This window comes from Pirellulales bacterium, assembly GCA_036490175.1.
Lineage (GTDB): Bacteria > Planctomycetota > Planctomycetia > Pirellulales > JACPPG01 > JACPPG01.
Genome location: DASXEJ010000203.1, coordinates 1 through 18,177, shown reverse-complemented (window position 1 = coordinate 18,177; position 18,177 = coordinate 1). Strand labels below are relative to the sequence as shown.

20 protein-coding genes and 1 tRNA gene are annotated in these 18,177 nt (G+C 62.6%); 2 read left to right on the top strand and 19 right to left on the bottom strand.

Translation table 11 applies throughout. The features are described from left to right. Nucleotides 1–395 precede the first annotated feature (395 nt). Nucleotides 396–478: transfer RNA gene (locus VGG64_14550), tRNA-Leu, on the top strand. A 90-nt stretch (nt 479–568) separates the two neighbouring features. Here VGG64_14550 and VGG64_14545 read toward each other — a convergent pair. The 6 genes from VGG64_14545 to VGG64_14520 all read right to left on the bottom strand — a co-directional run bounded on the left by VGG64_14545 (nt 569) and on the right by VGG64_14520 (nt 5,255). After that, nucleotides 569–1,708, bottom strand: a complete 1,140-nt coding sequence (locus VGG64_14545) for a tyrosine-type recombinase/integrase (protein HEY1600825.1) — start codon at nt 1,706–1,708, stop codon at nt 569–571. Between the two features lie 224 nt (nt 1,709–1,932). Beyond that, the gene (locus tag VGG64_14540) at nt 1,933–2,148 is read right to left on the bottom strand and encodes a hypothetical protein (GenBank protein HEY1600824.1); all 216 of its coding nucleotides are present in this window, start codon (nt 2,146–2,148) and stop codon (nt 1,933–1,935) included. Further along, entirely contained in the window at nt 2,145–2,429 is a 285-nt protein-coding gene (locus VGG64_14535; GenBank protein HEY1600823.1) for a hypothetical protein, read from the bottom strand. The genes VGG64_14540 and VGG64_14535 overlap by 4 nt, the downstream gene beginning before the upstream one ends. Beyond that, nucleotides 2,426–3,703 carry a hypothetical protein gene (locus tag VGG64_14530; GenBank protein ID HEY1600822.1) on the bottom strand — a complete coding sequence of 426 codons (1,278 nt, stop codon included), beginning with the start codon at nt 3,701–3,703 and terminating at the stop codon, nt 2,426–2,428. Before VGG64_14530 ends, VGG64_14535 begins: the two co-directional genes overlap by 4 nt. Continuing rightward, nucleotides 3,700–4,974, bottom strand: a complete 1,275-nt coding sequence (locus VGG64_14525) for a tyrosine-type recombinase/integrase (protein HEY1600821.1) — start codon at nt 4,972–4,974, stop codon at nt 3,700–3,702. Before VGG64_14525 ends, VGG64_14530 begins: the two co-directional genes overlap by 4 nt. Then, the gene (locus VGG64_14520; protein HEY1600820.1) at nt 4,971–5,255 is read right to left on the bottom strand and encodes a hypothetical protein; all 285 of its coding nucleotides are present in this window, start codon (nt 5,253–5,255) and stop codon (nt 4,971–4,973) included. The genes VGG64_14525 and VGG64_14520 overlap by 4 nt, the downstream gene beginning before the upstream one ends. A 415-nt stretch (nt 5,256–5,670) precedes the next feature. On the opposite strand from VGG64_14520, the gene VGG64_14515 reads away from it, so the two are divergent. Continuing rightward, the gene (locus VGG64_14515; GenBank protein ID HEY1600819.1) at nt 5,671–6,171 is read left to right on the top strand and encodes a hypothetical protein; all 501 of its coding nucleotides are present in this window, start codon (nt 5,671–5,673) and stop codon (nt 6,169–6,171) included. A gap of 60 nt (nt 6,172–6,231) precedes the next feature. Here the strand turns inward: VGG64_14515 and VGG64_14510 are convergent, their stop codons facing one another. The 13 genes from VGG64_14510 to VGG64_14450 form a co-directional block, all read right to left on the bottom strand. Next, a complete protein-coding gene (locus VGG64_14510) occupies nt 6,232–8,055 on the bottom strand; it encodes a hypothetical protein (GenBank protein HEY1600818.1) in 1,824 nt (607 codons plus the stop codon). Next, nucleotides 8,048–8,428 carry a hypothetical protein gene (locus VGG64_14505; GenBank protein HEY1600817.1) on the bottom strand — a complete coding sequence of 127 codons (381 nt, stop codon included), beginning with the start codon at nt 8,426–8,428 and terminating at the stop codon, nt 8,048–8,050. Before VGG64_14505 ends, VGG64_14510 begins: the two co-directional genes overlap by 8 nt. Before the next feature lie 14 nt (nt 8,429–8,442). Further along, a complete protein-coding gene (locus VGG64_14500) occupies nt 8,443–8,823 on the bottom strand; it encodes a hypothetical protein (protein ID HEY1600816.1) in 381 nt (126 codons plus the stop codon). Nucleotides 8,824–8,942: 119 nt separating this feature from the next. Beyond that, nucleotides 8,943–9,677: a hypothetical protein gene (locus VGG64_14495; protein ID HEY1600815.1), complete on the bottom strand. Its 735-nt coding sequence runs from the start codon at nt 9,675–9,677 to the stop codon at nt 8,943–8,945. A gap of 178 nt (nt 9,678–9,855) precedes the next feature. Further along, complete coding sequence (locus tag VGG64_14490; protein ID HEY1600814.1) at nt 9,856–11,319, bottom strand: hypothetical protein; 1,464 nt, start codon at nt 11,317–11,319, stop codon at nt 9,856–9,858. Nucleotides 11,320–11,385: 66 nt separating this feature from the next. Further along, entirely contained in the window at nt 11,386–11,748 is a 363-nt protein-coding gene (locus VGG64_14485) for a hypothetical protein (protein ID HEY1600813.1), read from the bottom strand. Further along, nucleotides 11,745–12,218 (bottom strand): hypothetical protein, encoded by a 474-nt coding sequence (locus VGG64_14480; GenBank protein ID HEY1600812.1) that lies wholly within the window; start codon nt 12,216–12,218, stop codon nt 11,745–11,747. The genes VGG64_14485 and VGG64_14480 overlap by 4 nt, the downstream gene beginning before the upstream one ends. 309 nt (nt 12,219–12,527) lie before the next feature. Beyond that, nucleotides 12,528–14,825 (bottom strand): phage/plasmid primase, P4 family, encoded by a 2,298-nt coding sequence (locus tag VGG64_14475; GenBank protein HEY1600811.1) that lies wholly within the window; start codon nt 14,823–14,825, stop codon nt 12,528–12,530. Beyond that, nucleotides 14,818–15,396, bottom strand: a complete 579-nt coding sequence (locus VGG64_14470) for a hypothetical protein (GenBank protein HEY1600810.1) — start codon at nt 15,394–15,396, stop codon at nt 14,818–14,820. The genes VGG64_14475 and VGG64_14470 overlap by 8 nt, the downstream gene beginning before the upstream one ends. A 343-nt stretch (nt 15,397–15,739) precedes the next feature. Further along, a complete protein-coding gene (locus VGG64_14465; GenBank protein ID HEY1600809.1) occupies nt 15,740–16,009 on the bottom strand; it encodes a helix-turn-helix domain-containing protein in 270 nt (89 codons plus the stop codon). Further along, nucleotides 16,006–16,212 (bottom strand): hypothetical protein, encoded by a 207-nt coding sequence (locus VGG64_14460; protein ID HEY1600808.1) that lies wholly within the window; start codon nt 16,210–16,212, stop codon nt 16,006–16,008. Before VGG64_14460 ends, VGG64_14465 begins: the two co-directional genes overlap by 4 nt. 111 nt (nt 16,213–16,323) lie before the next feature. Next, a complete protein-coding gene (locus VGG64_14455; protein ID HEY1600807.1) occupies nt 16,324–17,517 on the bottom strand; it encodes a hypothetical protein in 1,194 nt (397 codons plus the stop codon). 440 nt (nt 17,518–17,957) lie between these two features. After that, on the bottom strand, nt 17,958–18,177 hold a 220-nt coding region (locus tag VGG64_14450; protein HEY1600806.1), incomplete at its 5' end, for an alpha/beta hydrolase.

The window sequence follows — 18,177 nt, the reverse complement described above, 5'->3', positions numbered from 1 at the left end:
GTCGCCCTATCAGCCCCCGACAATTCAGCGGAACTCTCCGAAGACCTAACCCTGCTCGACCGCGACTGCCCGCTCGACCCCGCCCATTATCAAACCCTCCAATCCCACGGCGACCGCGTCCGCCTCCACGCCGGCGATTTTTCATGAATCGCCCCTGCTCCAGTTTTTCCCCCTCTCCCTTTTGGGAGAGGGCCGGGGTGAGGGTCCCGCCAACCACTTCGGCTTCATCCACCCCCGAGTCCGCCAGCCCATCGCGCAATCGGCCTGTATTCCCCTCCCAGATCGCACGACCGAAACGGCCTCCGCCCAATCGCAAGAAACCTGCCCAGCCGGCCCCATCCACCCCGTTGACAATCCGGCTCGTACGCCCCAAGCTAATCATTCGCCCATCTCAAGCCGGAGTGGCGGAATGGCAGACGCGCTGGACTCAAAATCCAGTGGCCGCAAGGTCGTGTGGGTTCAAGTCCCACCTCCGGTACTTCTGACGCATCAAGCACTTGTGGCGATTGCTCCAGGTGCTTTTTTCTGCGCTCGCATGGCCAACACTCCATAAACACTCAATAGCGGCTCAGCCGACCGCGACCGCCACGCTGGGCACGTACAGCTCGGCCACGGCCGGGTTGAGCTGGCGGGCCATGTTGATGTAGCGCTGCGTCGTCTGATAGTCCTTGTGCTGCATCAGGGCTTGCAGGGCATCGGGCGACAGCGTGCCCGCGTTCATCGTGGCGAAGGCCCGCCGCAAGTCGTGAAAGCCATAATGGCCCTTGGGTCCAACGGCCTGCACTTTGGCTTGCCGCTGTAGGTCGATGAACTCATCGAACAACGCGCGGTGCGTGTGATTCCAGGGGAACACAAGCTGCCCGAAGCTTTTGAGCCGGCGCAGGTGTTGAATCACGGTCGGATGCAACGGGGTGAGCTGGTCACGCTTGCCTTTGTTGTCGGCCGCCCGCGATAGAGCCGTGCCGGCTTCCAGGTCCACGTCCTGCCAGCGAAGCGCCATCAGCGAGCCGATCCGCCAGCCGGTCATAAACGCGGTCATCAGCAGGCCGCGCCACCAGTCGCCGGGCGTGAAAGGCTGCTCATCCGGCCAGCGTGCCGAGTCGCATTGCTGGTAGAGCTTGGCGAAGTGCTCGGGCGTAACGTAGGTGGGCAGCCGGCCGGGTTCTTTCAGGAAGTCGATTTCCGGGATCCTGGTCAGGTATCCCCAGCGGTGAGCCTTGCGGACCACGGCGCGCAGGTGCCGCAGTTCTTTGTTGATCGTGGCGACCGATACGGGCTCGCTGCTGCCGGCCTTCCGCTTGCTCTTGGCTTTGCACTTCCGCGGCCGACAGCGGGGCTCTGTGCGGCGCGTGGCCACGTACTGGGCGAAAGTCCGCGACGTGATGCCCTTCATCTTCGCCGGGTTGATGATCCGCTCGAAATGGTTAATCGCGCTCTGCGTTGCATCGCGGCTGCTGGTGCCCATCGTGGCCAGTGCCTTCGCTTCGTAGTCATCCATGAACTTGGCCCACGACGCGCTCGACGTGGCTTCGTACACCCCGGCCGCCAACTGGCCTTCCATCTTGCGGGCGTACTTCTCGGCCGCGCTCTGCGATCCGATGCGCTTGGATTTCCGTTTGCCCTCGGGATCGACCCAGCCCACGGACCAGGGGCACTTGTCACCCATTTTTTGCTTCTGACGGTGGTCTTGAAATAGCCATGCGCTCATTTGTGTTGCCTTTCGTGAAATCAGTCGCGCTATTTGCCCCAGGTCGCGTTCAAATGGCCCTCCGTGGCCGCTGATACCTTCCGTGCTCCGATGCGTCAAATCGCCGCCAGTGCGTTTGCCCGGCTTCACCCACCGGGTACGGGGAGCCAACCGCTCTACGGGGTCGTTAGCCTAATTGGCTCCAGGTTTGCCGCCCTTGTCGATGGCGGCCAGCCGACAGACGGTCAATCCTCCTCTCCGGTTTCCAGGTATTCCGGCTCCCAGCCCATCGCGAAATTCTCCTTGGCCGCATGCAACAGCCGGCGTGCTTCCCAAGCTTCCTCGAACCAAGCATCTATCTGCCGGGTAGCGTCCAGAATGATCGGCCGGACAAGATGCCCAGCGGTGATTTCGCCGTCCTTGACCGCCTCTAAGCGGCGCCGCAGTTCCATGTCGATCATTGGCCACCCCCTTTCGCCTGCTGGGGATTGGGGCCTTGCCACTTGTTTGGCTTCAAACTCTTGACGCACAGCGCCCACTCCCGGCCGAACGTGCCGCCGGGGCCGGGCAGGTGCTCTTTGTTGAACCGCTTGGCCATGCGGATGGCCTCGGGCAGCTTCAAGCGGCGCTCGAGGAAATAGGCCCCTTCCACGGCGAACGGTACGGCGTGCCAGTGCGTCGGCTTCCAGCCGGCTGGCGTCGTGACGATCAAAACGGCGTTCTTGCCTTTTCGCGCGCTCATGCGGCACCGCCGGTCTGCAACTGCTGGCCGGAAGTGCAGAGCGCCAGCGGCATCGGCTTGTTAGCCAGCGTCAGCCGTGGGTCGAGATAGTGATTGCGGGCAATGTCCCCCGCGACAACGTGCCCCAAGTGCGCCGCGCCGCAGCCGGGAAAGCGCATCTCAACATCGGTGGCCGACGACTTGCGCAGCTTCTTGAACGAGCCGGCCGGAATGCCGGCCAGTCGCACCAACGCGGTGAATTGCCGCCGAAAGTATTCCATGCTGGTGGGCCACTTGAAAAGCTGCTGCTGATCCGCCGGCACGTGCGCGGCGATGGCCGCCAACGTCTCGGGGTGCAGTCGCATGCCGTGCCAGCGCTCCGTCTTGTGCTGGATAACCTGGACCGTGCCATCGGGAAAAAGCTGCTGGCGGGTGAGCGCGAGAATGTCGCCGTGCCGCAGTCCGGTGTCCCACGCTACGCGGATCATCAGCCCCCAGAACGCCGAGCGCTTGATTTCGCCCTGATTGGACCGTACCCAGCGGCGGCCGGGAATATAGCCGTCGAGACTTTCGGCCGCCCGCAACAGTTCGCAGACTTGGGCATGCGACCAGGCTTGCGGCGGGGTCCAGGGACAGCGAATCCGCCGCACGTCTCGCGGCGCCGTCGGAGCCAGTTCGGCCCGGTGGGCATCCTTCCACAGTGCCAGCAGGTGCGCCCTCCGGTTGCGGAGCGTAAACGGTGCGGAGTCGCTCAACTCGATTTGCTCGATCCAATCGTTGAACAGGCTGTCGCTCAACTCGTTCAGCTTGACCGGCTCGCCGCTGTAGCGGTCCAGCGAATTGGCGGCCACCACGTACTGATACCTGCCCTTGGCCGAGATAGACCGCTTGCGGGCGTAATGATGCACGTAATCGGTCAGCAGCATGTCGGGCGAGAGCTCGGCCGGCGTGCCGGGGGCTGCCTTGGGCCGGCTGCGCGGCTTCGACAGGGACGGCACGCTGGGGGCAATCTTCGTCAGCCCAACGCGATAGGCGGCAATCCAGAGGGTCAGCAAATGCCGCCGCCGGTTCTTGACCGTGATCCTGGCGATGGGCCGCTTTTGCAAGTAGGCCAGCCAGGCGATGGCTGTCTCGCTGGTCAGGTCGCAAAGCCGTAGCGGTTCACCATGCCACTTGTCGAGCGAGTCGACGGCCACGGCGTACTGGTGCAGCGTGCCCTCAGTCAGCTTGTGCCGCGGGGCGTACAGTTCGACCAGGAATTGGCGAAGCGTCATTTCAGGGTTGGGACGCGTCATGCAACACCCCCGATCGTCCAACGGTGCGTCTTGATTCCCAGCACGCGCAGCACGTCGGCAGCAGCCGGGGATAACCCCACTTCGTCTAGCCAGCGGAGAAACTGGCCAATGGCCGCACGATGCCGCTGGAATCCCTCGGTGCCTACCTGCAATTGCAACTGCTGCAAATGCTCGGCCAGCTTCTCGGTCGTCACGTCGGCCAGCGTTCGGATACCGCTATCGATGCAGTTCTCAATAGCCGTGATCGACCGCCGCAAGTGCCGCTGGTCCGATACCCGTGGCATCAGGCTTTCTGTGCAGTAGCGGCGGAAAAGAACCGTCAGGGCCGGTTCATCACGGGGCAGCTTGGCCTCACCGCTCGGCTGCGTATCGCCGCCGATCTGAAACAGTACGTCGGATGCAAAGCGATGGCCCGTCAGGCGAGGATCCAAGTAGCTAAGCGTCACCTTGCGGCAAGAGTGTCCGAGCAGTTCTGTTGCGTTTGCCCCCGCCGCTTCGGCGTGGCTGGCCACCGATCGACGCATCCGGTGGAACATGCTTTTTTTGTCGTGCGGCAGCCCAGCGCGTTTCAGCAACTTTTTATAGCGAAGCCAGAGATAGGTGGCCGAGTAGGGCCACGCGAAAACCTTCCCGTCGCGGCCGTGCCGAATGGCCCGCAGTGCGGCAACCGTTTCGGGCAGCAGGCGAAAGAGCTTATCCTCGGTCCCTCCCTTGCGGAGCGCGGCCGGCATGCGCAGCCAGCCGTCTTTCAAGTCGACGCAATCCCAGGTCAATCGCATCAGCGCGCCGATGCGCTCGCCGCTATTCCACAGCACCAGGTGCAAAGCGGTCCACCAATGGCAGGCCCGCACGCGGCCGATGCGCCCCGGCATTGTCTGGCAGGTGGCCAGCAACCGCGTCAATTCACCGCCAAGCCACGCTTGCGGAACGTGCCGCGGCTCACGCTCGGGTGCCACGTCGGGCCAAATGGCAATCAGCCCTTTGCGACACGCATACCGCCAGATGGCCAACACGTTGTTGCGCTCCCTGTTGACCGAATAGGGGCTGCGGCCGCCGCCCTGGCGCTTGAACCAATCCAGGTAGCGGCTCACGGTGTCGTCGTTCAGGTCGCCCAGCAGCGGCGAACGCTTGAGACAACGGGCGAAAGAGCGGATGGTCGATTCGTACAGCCGCAACGTATTGGGCGCCCGGCTCCGAAGTGCCAGCGGTCGAAAAACGTCGCGGTAGAAGTCGGCCAGCAGGGTGTCAGCGGCGGTTAGCGTTCGCGTCATGCGGCACCTGCCTTTCGGCTCGCCCGCGGTAGGCGGATTTTCCGGCCGGCGGTGATCGTGCCCGCAATCGCTCGAATCTCGGCCCGGCGGCCGGTGATGCCGGTAACGCTGTTGTAGCCGCGCACAAAGGCTGCGGCCTCGGTCAGCGTCACGCACGGTTCCGCGATACTGCGGTTGCCGTGGGTGTCAATGCAGACGACGCACACGAGTTGCTCGCCCGCATGGCTGCGCAGCGTGCTCACGTCGATGATGGGCAGCGTGCCCGGGGAGTGGCGTTCCATTGCTGGAGCCCTTTCCGACCTGACAGAGTGCCAGGCCAAAAAAGGGTCATCGCTCACACGTAACCTTGCGAGCGCGGATAACGGTCCGCGCGTGTTCGGTCGCCCGAACCCTAGCGCTCGAAAGCGCCAGGGGCCGCATCCCTTGCGGGATACTTAGACACGGGGTTACGCATGAGCGATGGCCCTGGAATCGTTGTTTGTTTCTCGCAAACGGCTGCTGATAAACAGAAGTCCCGTTATCGGGCCGGGTCGTTACTCCAGCCAGCGCCTTAGCAGCATGACGCACTTACTTCTCGCGCCCCCCATCATGCCCGCAACTGGGCGCCGGTGTCAACTATTCCCCATTTGTGGCGTCCGTCAGCGGAGACAGCTACGCTAATGGACGTGTCCAGATTTCGCCGCAAGGGGGACGTCGATGGAGTATCAATGCCCTGGTTGCAGATCGGCGCTCGAACTTGTCTTCGGCCTCTCGGGACACGCCGTCAAGTGCCCGATTTGTGGCGCCGAGCATGTTGTCCCCAGCGTCCCCGGCCGCGCGGCTGCTCCAACGGCGGCCATCGATCTACATATCGAAACTCGCCGGTCGATCGGGCGCCAGGGCCACGGGCCAACTTTTCATCGACGATACGTCAACCTGGAGCGGATCGCCACTTGGCTAAAGATCATGGCATGGCTGAATGTCCTCGCGCCAGTCTTGCTCTTCGCCGCCGTCGTAGGTTTTGATGCCGTTCACGCCGCGAGTGAGCACCGAGCGATAAATCTGGGAGTTGTCGTGGCAGCGTTTATTGTCTCCGGGTATTTCGAAGTGCTGGGCTTCGTGATTTTCGTACTCTTGATGGCTGCTGCGGAATTAATTTGGTTGGCCATCGACATCGAAGACAACACCCGACGCGCGGCGAGTGCAAGCCGACCATAAGCTTGCCCAGTGCAGCCCCGGCCGACTAAACCAAATTGCCAAAGACCACTCGCAAACCGATCAGCTCGGGCCACCGCCGCCGAAGCCCGGCGTGGCCGAAGTGCCGCCTGTGCCGCCGCCCCCTGGCAACGGGTTCGATTGTGGCCGCGGTTGATCCAAGACCGCCGCGTCAGACGTGGGGACGCCCGTCAGCCGATATTCGATATCCCACTTAACGGCGTAGACATCGCAACCGGCCAGCGAGCCGACCACTGCTGGCCCACCGACAACGCGCCGAAACTCGACGCACTGCTGACCGCCGTACGTCAACAGCGCCGGGACGGTCGGCCGGAATTTAACACGGGTGGCGTAGCCGATCAGTCGCACGGTCGTAACCGGAGCGCCACGGGTTTGCACGATGGGCTGATACTTCGCAGGCCCATACTTGCCGGCGCTCGTTTCGTCGGTGAAGAAGTCCGGGCCAGAGTCGGAGTCTTGCGTGTATTTTTGGCTCGGGTTTTGGATGACGTTGTAATTTTTCTTGTCGGCCTCGGTCCAACAGTTGTAGGTGAGCCAGCTCGTGCTAGGCGAAATGCCGCCGCAGCCCAGCGTCGGCCGCGTGGCGTTGACGCCCAACTGATAGATGCGCGTCAAGTCCTTGACGGTCAGCGTGTTGGTCGTGTTGCAGGGGTCGATGATCGAATCGCTGGTGGAGTCGTGGTAAAGCTGCGCGTTGCCGCGCGCTGTCCAGAGCCATTGCCCCATCGTGTTGGCCCAGCTTTGATAATCCGTGTTGAGCGGTTCCCAGATGCCCGTAGCCTTGATGACGTCGGCCGACGAACGGATGATCTTAAAGCTGGTGCTCAGCCGCACGGTACGCTTGAAGCAGTCGGTGCTCATGCTGATGCGCGACGGTAAGACCGTGCCCGTGTTGCTGCCGCCGCTGGTGGCGCCTGGGTCAGATCCCATCATGTTCTGCTGGATCGTGGCGATAGTCGTCGAAACCAGTAAGAACCACTGCTGAAAAGCCCAGTCGCGGCTCGTGCCCGCGGTGCGCTCAAACGTGGCATTGATCGAGTACGTCCAATTCTGAAAGTTCATGTCGCCATTGTTTGACAAGCTGCGCTCGAAAGAACCCCGCGCAATGCCGGGCGGCAGAAAATCATCGCCTTCCATCTCACTGTCGACGATGACGAATTCAAGTTGTCGCCGATCAGCGCTCAGCCGATAGTCCTGGTGGGCGCGGCGGAAGCCAAAGGGCAAGATGACGTTAATCAGGTTGCGGTAAGCGTCGGCCGTGGTGGCAACGGTGGTCGCTGCGCCCGTCACGCGGGCTAGCGGGATTTCAAGGTAACCCGTCGTGGTCCGCGTGGTGTACCCGCGATCGTCGATCGAGTAGACGATGGAATTCGCCCAGGCATCGCCGGTCGGCTGCCCAGCGCCGCCGCCCGAACTGCCGGCGGGGCCGCCGCTCTGACTGCTGCTGCAACATTCGACGAGCGTGACGTCACAGGCCCAAATAACCTCGTAGGCCAGCACGCCGCCCACGGGATCAAAGTGAACAAGCTGCGGATGGGGGCCAAAATCCATGACCTGGCGGGTGGCGTTTGAGCCGTTGATCGTCATATCGCCGAAGCCAAGCCCCTGGATGGCCAGCACGCCGCCGGGCGAAGTAAGCGCGCAGCGGATTTGCGGAATGGTCTTGGCCCCGGTCGCCTGATCGGGCGAAGGGATAATGAAATGGATCTCGAAGGAATACTTGACGCCCGTACGCGCCCGGCCCGTCGAGTCGTAGATCGGCTCGCACTTGTGCTTGACCTGCCGATACTCGGGGAAAGTGTAGCCGTTGTAGCTGATGCTCGTATTTTTCGGCGGGTTGTTGAAAACCGAATTCTGGCTAGGCATGTTGGGCGGTTTCCTCGTTCTGTTGAGAGCATTCCGCGACGAACGCGGCCACCCCATCAGGGCAGACGGTTTCGCGGCGGACGCGCTGAGCTCGCCTGGCGATGCGCAGCCGGGCCAATACGTTTTCGATGCCGGGCAGGTGAGCCAGCTCCTTGGCCGCGTCGAGCGCTTCGGCTAAAGCTTGCTCGGCTTGCTTCTCGGCCTCCCACTCCGGCGTAGCGGTCGGGCCAAACGCGATCATTTGCATGGCGTGCTCGGCCAGCGTGCCGAACAGAAATTGCGCCATGTCGGGCGTGAGCGGCTTTTGGGCTTCAATGTTGGCCCGCAACGTCTGCTGGCCGGGGGATTCGAGGGTAAGCGTGTAAGGGATCATGGTTCTCGATTGGGTTAGAGTTGCGGTTGATTGTCCATCGCGTAGTCGCCGCGCTGGGTGATGTTCTTTTGTGGCCGGGCCATGCGCCAGAGCGTATCCTCGGAAAGCTTGCTGCCGGCAATCTCCAGCACGCGCAGCCGGCGTTCGTCGTGCATCGCCTCGTCGCCCCAGTCGGTAAATTGAGAAACCAGCGGATCGTCCGGGCCGATCAAATCCATCATCCCCAGCAGCCGGGCCAGCTCATGCACGTCTTGCGGCGTGTTGAATGACGGCGCGATCATCGACACCAGGAATTCCCGCCGTACGGTTTCGTCTGGCGATTCGCGGGCCAGCTTTTCGACGCTCTCGGCGACCGGGGAGTTTTCATGGATCCGCAGATTGATCGCGGCTTTCACGTCAAGCTTGCACGGGGCCTTGGGCTGTACTGACTCGGCAATCAGGTTCGGATCGGAGCCCGGTTCGCCGGGCGTGTACGATTTGAATTCATTCATGGCAATCGGGTTTCCAGGGGGTGTTAGGGTTGGCAGAGAATGGTTTCGACGGCGGCCAGATCTTGGCGGGCCCCGGACAGCTCGGCTTCAAGCCGCTTGATGGTTTGCTCGATGCGCGGTTTGGCTTCGCGGTAGCCATCCAGTTCCGCTTGCATGTCGCTGGCCTGCTTGAATAGGTCGGCCCGTTTCGCGCTGTCAATGTCTTGCGGCAGCCGATGCAGGGCACCGATGACGCCTTGGGAGCCATCGCCCAGCGTGCTGCGCTGTTGGCTCAACTGGTTTTCCAGGGATGCGACTTTCGCCGTGGCCACGGTCCAGCGATCGAAGGCGCCCTTGTCGCGGCAGCCGGCAATCAGGTCTCGCCGCGCGTCGGCAGCCAGTTTGAGCGTGACCCGCGCTTGGCTGACGGTCCGGCCGTAAAGCTCGCCCGCGGCAGTCCGCGCCTTGGTGGCCTCGATGAATGCGGCCTGCGCGGTGGCCAGGTCAGCAGCGGCCTGCTCGATGGCAGCTTGTGCCGGCTGCTCGCCGGGCAACAGCGTGAGCAACCGGCGCCGCTCCAGCAGTCGGGCAATGTCGGCCTGCAAGTCGTCGAGCGTCTTGCCGCTGCGAAAGAGCACGTCGGCCACGGTTTGCGCTCCGGGGTCTTTTTCATCGGCCAGCGAACAAACCAGTCGGTCGAAGGCGGTTGCAGTTTGTTCGGCCTCGGTCGCGGCCTTGCGGGTCAGCTTTTGTTTGATGGTTTCGAGAATCGTACTCACGAGCGGGAACTCCTTGGAGTCTGAGGAAAAAGGCGGTCAACGGTGGAAGGTTTTGCGGGCCGGCACGCCGCGGCGATGATGCGTTCGGCTGATGAGCGGCTTTCGCCCGATTGGCGTAGCTGCCGCATCCAGCGATCGAAAAAGTCGTGTTTCATGGTCGATAGCCTCGGGGTGAGCCTTACCACGTTCTGCTGCCGTAGCCGTTGGGATAGATGCCGCCCATCATGCCGACCCACAACAGCGGACCGCGCGGCCCGGGTTTGCGTTCACGTGCGCCCAGCAAAGCAAGAGCCAGTGCCGTGGCCCGATCGGCGTGGCCATCCGCGTCATGTGTCGCTTCCAGCTTGTAGCCGTAGGACTTCTCGACGATGGTCAGCCTGTTCAGGTCGGCCAGTAGCTTGGGCTCGGGGTACAGGTCGACGGCGCGGCTGCGGAAAGCGTCGAGCACCGCGGCGGCCAGCTTATTGAGCGTCGAGCCGACGAACGGGACTTCCACCATTGGAGCGCCATGCTTCTGGCAGCGTTGGGCCATCAGCCCGGCCTGGTGGGGATCGTACAGCGTCGAACAGCCGAAGCGTTTGTTGGCGGCCATGACCGAAGCCTCGACGGCCATCAGGTCAACTTTGCCCTCAAAGCCCGGGCCCCAGCTTTGGCACAGTGCCAAGCGGCAGCGCTGCGTGGCAGTGTGGTAGCCGAGCACCACGTGCGCGGAGTGATCTTGTTTGATGCCAAGGTCCAGTCCAGCGACGAACCCATAGCCGGGCTCATCGCCTTGCATCGGGCCAAGGCGCTGGTCAACGGCGGCTTCAATGTCGGCAGAGTCCAGGGCGTCGCCGGTGCCCGAACTCCACACGCCCCACCACAAGCGGCGGAAGCGCGCCTTGCTGTTGCGCCGCTCGGCTTCGGCCAAATCTGCCGGGTCGATCCACGGCGATGGCTCGGCGCGCTGATTAAACACCCACCGGGGCGAAGTGCGGGCAATCTCACGCCAGCGGTATTGCCAGGTGCCCATGAAACCAGCGTTCGTTGCGATGACGACGAGGCCCTGCGGCACCTTATCCGCATTGTCACGCCAGTTCTCGGCTACCTCCTGTTTCGTGATATGCGACAGCTCATTGATAATGAGCACGTCGGGCCGGGCACCATGCGAGCCAGCGGTGTCCGCGGCCACGATCTCGGCTGTGGCTCCGTTGCTGGTGCAGGTGATCTTCCAGTTTTGGATTACGACCCGGCCGCCCAGCCATGGGTTGAGCCGCAAGATATCGGTGGCCGCCTTGCGCAGTTCGTCGGCCTGGTCCTGGTCCGCGGCGCCCACTTGGGCCAGCAGGGATCGACCGGCAAAGGCCAGCAGCCACAAGAGGCAGACGGCCAAATCTGAGTCTTTTGACGCGCCTTTTGTGGCTTCCCACCAATAGCGGCCGATGGGGGGCTTCTCGCCCTTGGCTAGTGCGTACAAGGCGGGGGCAATCTGGCCGAACCGCTCGACTTGGAATGGGGCCATCACGTCGCCGAAGCGCCGCTGGCCATGCGCGGACGGGATAATCAGATCGCTGGCAAAGGTCAGGAAGTCGCTGCGATAGGCCAGCAGCTTGGCTTCGATCGTGGGGGGGCCGGTCACTGCCTTTGCTCCAGGGCTACGCATGTTCGCATCCATGTTCGACCCGATGTCCACGGGCCGCAGTTGAAACTGACACATTCGCTTTTCCATTTACCGGCCCTGTTTCGCCTTGTAGGCCCGGTCGTGATCGGCCAAACGCTCGAGCATTTCGGCCGCCAGCCGTTCGTGACGCTGGTCGGCTTTCGTGGCAAGGTCGGCTTTTTGTTCGACCGACAGGTAGCCGGGGCCCGGGGGTGCAAACTCTTGTTCGGCGACCGTGAATTGGTTGCCGGCGGCTGACAACTTCGGCAGCAGGTGCCATATCCATACGGCCGGGGCGCGATAGATCGGCTGACTAGCGAGGCCCTGCGGCGGGGCCTGGACGTCGACCATGCCGCCGGTCGCGACGAACAACAAATGGGCAAGCTGCTCGAATTCGGCAGTCGTCAACGGGTACGTGTCGCGGTCTGTCACGGTGCGGGCTCCGTTGTGGTGTTGGTGGGCATGCCTTCCTGGCCGCTTGGCTTCGCGTCTGACGCGTTCGGGCTGCTGGGGGCCGTTGGTGCGTTGCGGCTCGGGGCGTCGAGCACGGCCCAAGGATTGGCGCCAGGGGCGTGATCGAGCTTTAGCCGGTCCAAGCACTTGTCACGCTCACTAGATGCCCGGGCAATCTCGCGGCTGAACGCCAGCTTTTGGTCCGGATCAAGGCCCGTCTCCTTCCGCAGCCAGCGCTGGGCGAGTAGTGCGTGCCGTTCCCAGCGACAAGCGGATTGGATCGCAGCAGCTTCCACGATGCCGATTTCGCGGCCAGCGACCGTCAGGGCATCCTCAATCGCAGCGCGCAGGGCATTGATCGTGCGTGTGACGTACGCCGTGCCGGTCGGCAGGGTGCCGGTGGTCAAGCCGTGGCGAAGGCTGTTTTTATTGCCGGTCGGGGCTGGCATCGGGTTGGTGCTCGGGGGTTCTGCTACGCGCCCTGTTGTGTGCGTATTGAGTGTTGACGTTTCGGCGATTGCGTAAGTCGTTTGCATTGCTGTTAGTTACGTTCGTGCCGCAGCGGATTGGCAATCCGGTGAGGGTTCGTTGATAGCCGCTGGCTGGCGCCGGCCCAGAATGTTGGCGCCAGGCTTGTTTCTCTCATGTTCATCTCGCATCCAGTGAAGAGTGAAGGGTAGTGAAGGGTTTCTACTATGAACTCCCATACACACACGCACGGGCGCTTAATGATTAAACTATTCACTACTATTCACTCATCACTCATCGCTGCCGTTTTCGCCCAGAAGTCCTATCCCAAACCACGCCATTCGCCCCTTTAGTCGGCCAGCCGTTACGCGGTCGTTGTGAAACCCACGGTCAGCGAGCAACCGGCCAAACGCGGTCTGCGTCAAATCCTTGTCGCCGCTGAATTCCTGGTATGCCTTGAACAAGTCCGTCGCCCCCTCACGGGCATGGAAGTCGACCACGCAACATTGGGCGATGAACGAGCCAAGGCGGTCTTCTTCCTGGCGATACTCGTCCGTTGCCGCTCGCACTTCGGCCGGCACGTTCAGGCCGTCGCGTTGCCATTTGAGGCAACCTTGCACGAGCCAGCGAAGAATGCCGGGGCCTTCGGCCTTGAGTTTGTCCGGCAGCGACTTGTCCACTTCGAGCCCCTCGGGTCCGGTTTCGCCCTTCGCCCGATCCCAATACTTAACCGTGAACGGGACGATCAGCAGCCGACGCCAAATGGCGTGATCGCTGCCGCGCACTTCGGGCCGGTGATTCGTCGGGAGTAAAACCTTGTGCTGGGGCGCGAATTCCCAAAAGTCCTCACGCATCTTGCGGGCCTTCACGCGGTCGCCGCCGGTCAAGTCCTTGACCAAGCTTTCGGCGAGCTGTCGGCCGTCCTCGCTCTCATTAGCCACGATCAGCCGGCGCCCGTGCAGGTCTGCCAATTCGGTGGGATGGGCTTTGCCATGACGCACCAGCAACAGGTCGGGCGCGGCTCGGCCGGCATAGTCGCCCAACAGTTCGATGATGCAATTCAGCAGCGTGCTCTTGCCGTTACTGCCGCCGCCCCACAGGATCGGCAGGATTTGCTCGCGCACGTCGCCGGTGAGGCAGTAGCCAAGCAGCCGTTGGATGAATTCGACCAGCACCATGTTGCCGGCCAGGATGCCATGCAAGAACGCCTCAAACCGCGTGCATTCAGCATCGGGGGTGAACTCGGTCGGCGCCAGCTTGGTGATCAGGTCGGCGCGATCGTGTGGCCGCAGTTCGCCCGTGCGCAGGTCGATCGTCCCGTTCGCTGCGTTCAGAACCCAAGGATCCGCGTCGAACGTGGCGGGCAGAACTGCAATCCCGATTTCAGACCGGGCCGCAATCATCGCGTTTTGATAGCCGTGGCACGAGCAGCTCGCCTTGACGTAGCTGGTCAACTGCTGGAGTAGCTTTTCGTTTGCCCCTTTCTCGGTCGCATACTTGACGTCATCCCACAAGCTGACGCCAATTGCCTTGGCCATCGCTTCGACGTGGTGTTGATCGTCAGCACGCCAGCGAACGCCGTCCCAGGCATACCACTTTTTTTGTGGGGCGCACCAGCGGATATCGCGACCGTGTTTCAGCACGAGCCGCCGACCGTTGGCCTCGTCCGTGCGTCCGCTGGGCTGCCAGATATTCGGGTCGTCGCCGGCCTCGGCGCCCTCGCCCGGCTCCCACGGCTTCGCGTCCGTAATCGCTTGGCGCACGAGCTGTTCGCCGCCCTCTTTCCGCAGCACGTCGCGCACGTCCGCGCCTTTGCTCTCGGAAAACTCGGCCGGCAGCACGGCGATGCGAACCGATGCCGCAACCCCGTGGAGCGCTCGGGCCGATTTCTGCGCACCAGCTTCGCCAGCGCTGTCGCGGTCCGGAACCAGCACGACATGCACGCCAGCAAATAGCCTGGCGAATTTCGGGCTCAACGCGCTGGATGGCAGCCCAACCGCGAGCAGGCCCAGCGAGTGAATCGCGGCCGCGTCCTTGACCCCCTCGGGGACATGGCATGTCTCGCCGGCTTGCGGAGCCCTGCCGGACAAGAACAAGCCGGTCGGCTTGCCCTTTTCATTCTTCCCCTTGTCGCCCCCGGGCTTGATGCTGAATTGAGAGCATTGCGTGCCATCGGGTCCGACCATCGGCACCACGACAACGCCAGCCTTGACCGTCGCGCCGAAGGCTTTCAACGATTCGACCGTGACCCCCTTTTCACGAGCCACCAGGGCGAGCACATCGACGGCGTTACCGTTGGAATGGCCGTTGCCGTTGTGCCTTGGCTCAGCGATGCCCAATTCAATCAGTAGGTCCCAAGCGGGCGCTTGACCGCCTAGGATTTTTTCGGCGAGCTGCAGTGCCGACCACGCGCCTTTGCAGGAATGGCAATGCGCTACCCCAGTCCGTTGATGCACGCGGAATGCGTCTGACGACTGGCAGGCGATGCACGGGCCTTTGGTGTCGTGACCCTCGGTGCCGTTGATTGTGAGCCCCAGGCGTTCGGCCAGCAGCCGGCCGGCGCCCGTCGCAGGATATGCGCTAGCCATGCTGCACCCCCGCGCTGGCGTCGAACGATGCCAGCGTTTCGGCCGGATACGCTGATCGTGAAAGCGGCTCGGCCGGCTCGAGTATTCCACTCACCAGCGCTCGAGCCTCACGCCAGCGGTTCCGCGCGGCCATGTACAGGATTCGGCCGACGTATTTAGCGGCCCGCTCGCGGTCGCCCGCCAGAACAACAGGAATGCCGGCGGTGATCCAAGATAGGGTCGAGCCGATAACCGCGGCTGGCGTGATCTTGCTTCGCCAGTTGCCGGCCTCCAGCCGTTCCCAGGTGCTTTCCACGACGATGGCGCGGACCGGGTACGCCAGCAGGCGAAGTGCGCATCGGTCGAAGCGCTCGCGCTCCACGCCGCAGCAGGCCAGATAATCCGCTTCGTTCTTGCGCTCGACAGCCACGATGCTTTCGAGACCCGCAACCGAATAGTCGCCGGTTGGCAACGTGCCCGCTCGCATTTGCAGCGGGGACAAATCCCACGGCAATTGTTCGCGAGTGTCGACGATTGCAACCACGTCCTCGGGTCGCAATTCAGCGGGAATGGCCGTCCGCGCCTTGGCCATCAGAAGCCCCCCAGCACGGCGCGATGGGCTGTATCGTACGCTTGGCTCGTGCGCAACTCCGGGCGCCGGGCATGCCAGCCGACGAGGCGCCCAAGCTGCTGCCGGAGCATATGATACCGGCGCCAGGTGCGATCCCGCCGCCGGAGTCGGCGGGCGGTCCCGGCGAGGCCCAGCGGCCTTGGCTCGATCGCGGTAATGGCGTGCCAGCTCAAGGCAGGCTGCGGCGCCTGATCGTGGCCGCTGGCGGGTCGTGGTCGAGATGCTATACTCACTTTTGCGGTCCTGGAACTTCGCAACGGTGCTCTCACTCTTGGCCGGGTCGAGAGCCCGTTGCATTTACGGGTCACAGCTTCTGCTGCTCGAGAAAGCGCAGCAGCTCGCCCCGCTGGTAAACGGTTTTTTTGCCTACCCTGCTGGCCGATATCTCGCCGCGCAGCCTGGCGTCGCGCAAGCAATGCGGCCGAACGCCCAGCAATGCCGCGGCCTCGGGCTCGGGGTACGCGAGCCGGCTCGATTGGGCCAGCTCTGATTGGCGCAGCTCCTCCATCACGGCCACGACGGCCGCGCTGATTATGGGGCGAAGGTCGGCGATATCGCTGGCGTCGATCTTCACTGGACGGCCTCCGCCTCGACCGGCAGCCAGTGCCGCGCGCGCATGGCATCGACGATCCGCGGCAGCCACTCGCGGGGAATCGCCCGCTTGCCGCCAAGGCGGTCCGGCTCAGAAAGGGTGCCGTCCTCGAAGAGCCGGCGGACACGCCAAACGTCAGAGCCCAGGAGCTCCGCTACATCGCGAGTGCTTAAGACGGTCTGCATTTGAATACCTGCGGAGAGTTGGATAACTCACTACAGGCATCGTAAACACGCAGACGTAGGAAAGACCTAATAGGAAAATGGGCCGAAAAAACGTGGGAAACGTGGGATATCCTACGTCGCTTCGAAAAGATTTTTGGCTTGCGATCGCTCTCGCATCGCTGTTTTTACGCCCGTGATTACAACCTCGCGCGTGATGTGCTGGCGGTTTTGCGCGTTCCACTTCTTCTGAATTCCCACATGGCTATGGTACGTCTCGCTTCCTTCCATTTCGTACCACTCCAAGAACGTATGGTCTCGATCGTACATAGGGCGCCTCCGTCGCACTGGATCACCTGTTGGCTGCTCCTTGCCGGCGGCGACTTCGATCGCTGCTGTCTGGCTGACACGATTTAAAGCCGCCAGCGAGCTCGGCCCCGCCGCGCCGGCAACCGCTCGTTTCGCAGTAAGAATTTCACTCCTGATGGCGTCGGCCAACCAAGCGTAGTCAAAGTCGCTCGCGATCGGCCCTAGGGTCGAGATCCCATCGGACAGGCGCTCTCGAATGGATTCATTAATAGCCAGTTGGCCATCATTTTCCCCGAATCCAAACAACGATTGGCAAAGAACACGAAACTGGAACACAAGATCAAAAGCGGCTTCGCACGCGGTTCGCGAATCGACCGGTGTAATGGCGGCAAGGTTAAACTTGCCATCGGGCAGGAAGTGTGCGGTACTGGCCAAAAGTCCCGACAGGTTGGCTAATGGGTCCGGCGCTCCCGATGATTCCGGGAAGAGTTGCCCAATCGCGAGTTGGATGGTTTTTTGGTCGCCGCTCCTGACGCCACTAAGGCACAGGTTGACCATTTGGCACAATCTCTCGGCTCGACCGCCTAGCCGATCCAGGTCGGCGATGGGATCACGGCGGGATTCAACATCGACTTGCTGCTCATCGTCAGGGTGCACACGGGCCATGTTTGCATCGCACCACTCAACCACCTTGGCTAGCGCCACCTTCGCGTCGTCGATTTCGCCTAACGTTGGCTTGCCAGGCGGGGGCGCAAAACCCCCCTTCGCCGCCGTGTAGATCGCAAACATGGCTGACCAGGCGTCAGCGACCACCCCGCGCCATTTATAGGCATCCGGGTTGTGTTCGAACATTTCGAGCTGCTGCAAGCCAAGATGCGAGAAACACCATGCCTTGAGTTTTTCCGGCGTGTTGGGAGCGGTCGGGCCCCAACCAAGCTGATCTTCGATCTCGCCGATATCCGACAGCGCGAGCGGTTTGGCTGTCGCATACGGCAGCGCCAGGGCCTTATCCAAGTCCATGCGTTCCAACCTTTCATGAAAGCCGAGCCGCCCGGGCCGCCGCGCGTGGTAGGTTGTAAACCATGCGCCAGAGCGGCCGGGCTCCGCGGGTGATCAGGCCCGCGGTTCTCAGCAACTTCATTTTCCACGTCGCCGGGTTTTCGGCAAGCGCTCGCGCGAGCCGGCGCGGCAACACTCAATAAACACTCAACGACTTGGCGACGGTGGCCATTTTTGGTCGACGCCGATATTCAAAAGAGCCCGCAAAAACCGGGCTTTGTGTAGCGGACCATTGCGGAGCGTAGCGGAACTAATGGACTCAAAATCCAGTGGCCGCAAGGTCGTGTGGGTTCAAGTCCCACCTCCGGTACTTTCGGACCGTGCACTGGATTTTGAGTCCAGCGCACTCTCGCGGCGGACACGCAAACCCCCGTCGTAAGTCGAATCGGGCCGATGGCTGCTCACGCCGAACAAAAGTCGTCGATGACGCGCAGAAACTCGGGCGTGCGGGTCCAGATGAGGGTGTGGTCGGAGCCCTCCATGACGACTAGCCGGGAGCCGGCAATCCCGTGGTGCAGCGTGTTCCGATGGTGGATCGGCACCGCGGTGTCGTTCGAGCCGGCAACGATCAATGTCGGACAGCGAATCTCGGACAGCCGCTGCCGGCCGTCGAAGGCCATG

Coding starts and splice junctions, on each gene's coding strand:
- VGG64_14545 (HEY1600825.1), bottom strand. CDS start 1,708: ATGAGCGCATGGCTATTTCAAGACCACCGTCAGAAGCAAAAAATGGGT.
- VGG64_14540 (HEY1600824.1), bottom strand. CDS start 2,148: ATGATCGACATGGAACTGCGGCGCCGCTTAGAGGCGGTCAAGGACGGC.
- VGG64_14535 (HEY1600823.1), bottom strand. CDS start 2,429: ATGAGCGCGCGAAAAGGCAAGAACGCCGTTTTGATCGTCACGACGCCA.
- VGG64_14530 (HEY1600822.1), bottom strand. CDS start 3,703: ATGACGCGTCCCAACCCTGAAATGACGCTTCGCCAATTCCTGGTCGAA.
- VGG64_14525 (HEY1600821.1), bottom strand. CDS start 4,974: ATGACGCGAACGCTAACCGCCGCTGACACCCTGCTGGCCGACTTCTAC.
- VGG64_14520 (HEY1600820.1), bottom strand. CDS start 5,255: ATGGAACGCCACTCCCCGGGCACGCTGCCCATCATCGACGTGAGCACG.
- VGG64_14515 (HEY1600819.1), top strand. CDS start 5,671: ATGGAGTATCAATGCCCTGGTTGCAGATCGGCGCTCGAACTTGTCTTC.
- VGG64_14510 (HEY1600818.1), bottom strand. CDS start 8,055: ATGCCTAGCCAGAATTCGGTTTTCAACAACCCGCCGAAAAATACGAGC.
- VGG64_14505 (HEY1600817.1), bottom strand. CDS start 8,428: ATGATCCCTTACACGCTTACCCTCGAATCCCCCGGCCAGCAGACGTTG.
- VGG64_14490 (HEY1600814.1), bottom strand. CDS start 11,319: ATGCGTAGCCCTGGAGCAAAGGCAGTGACCGGCCCCCCCACGATCGAA.
- VGG64_14480 (HEY1600812.1), bottom strand. CDS start 12,218: ATGCCAGCCCCGACCGGCAATAAAAACAGCCTTCGCCACGGCTTGACC.
- VGG64_14475 (HEY1600811.1), bottom strand. CDS start 14,825: ATGGCTAGCGCATATCCTGCGACGGGCGCCGGCCGGCTGCTGGCCGAA.
- VGG64_14470 (HEY1600810.1), bottom strand. CDS start 15,396: ATGGCCAAGGCGCGGACGGCCATTCCCGCTGAATTGCGACCCGAGGAC.
- VGG64_14460 (HEY1600808.1), bottom strand. CDS start 16,212: ATGCAGACCGTCTTAAGCACTCGCGATGTAGCGGAGCTCCTGGGCTCT.
- VGG64_14455 (HEY1600807.1), bottom strand. CDS start 17,517: ATGGACTTGGATAAGGCCCTGGCGCTGCCGTATGCGACAGCCAAACCG.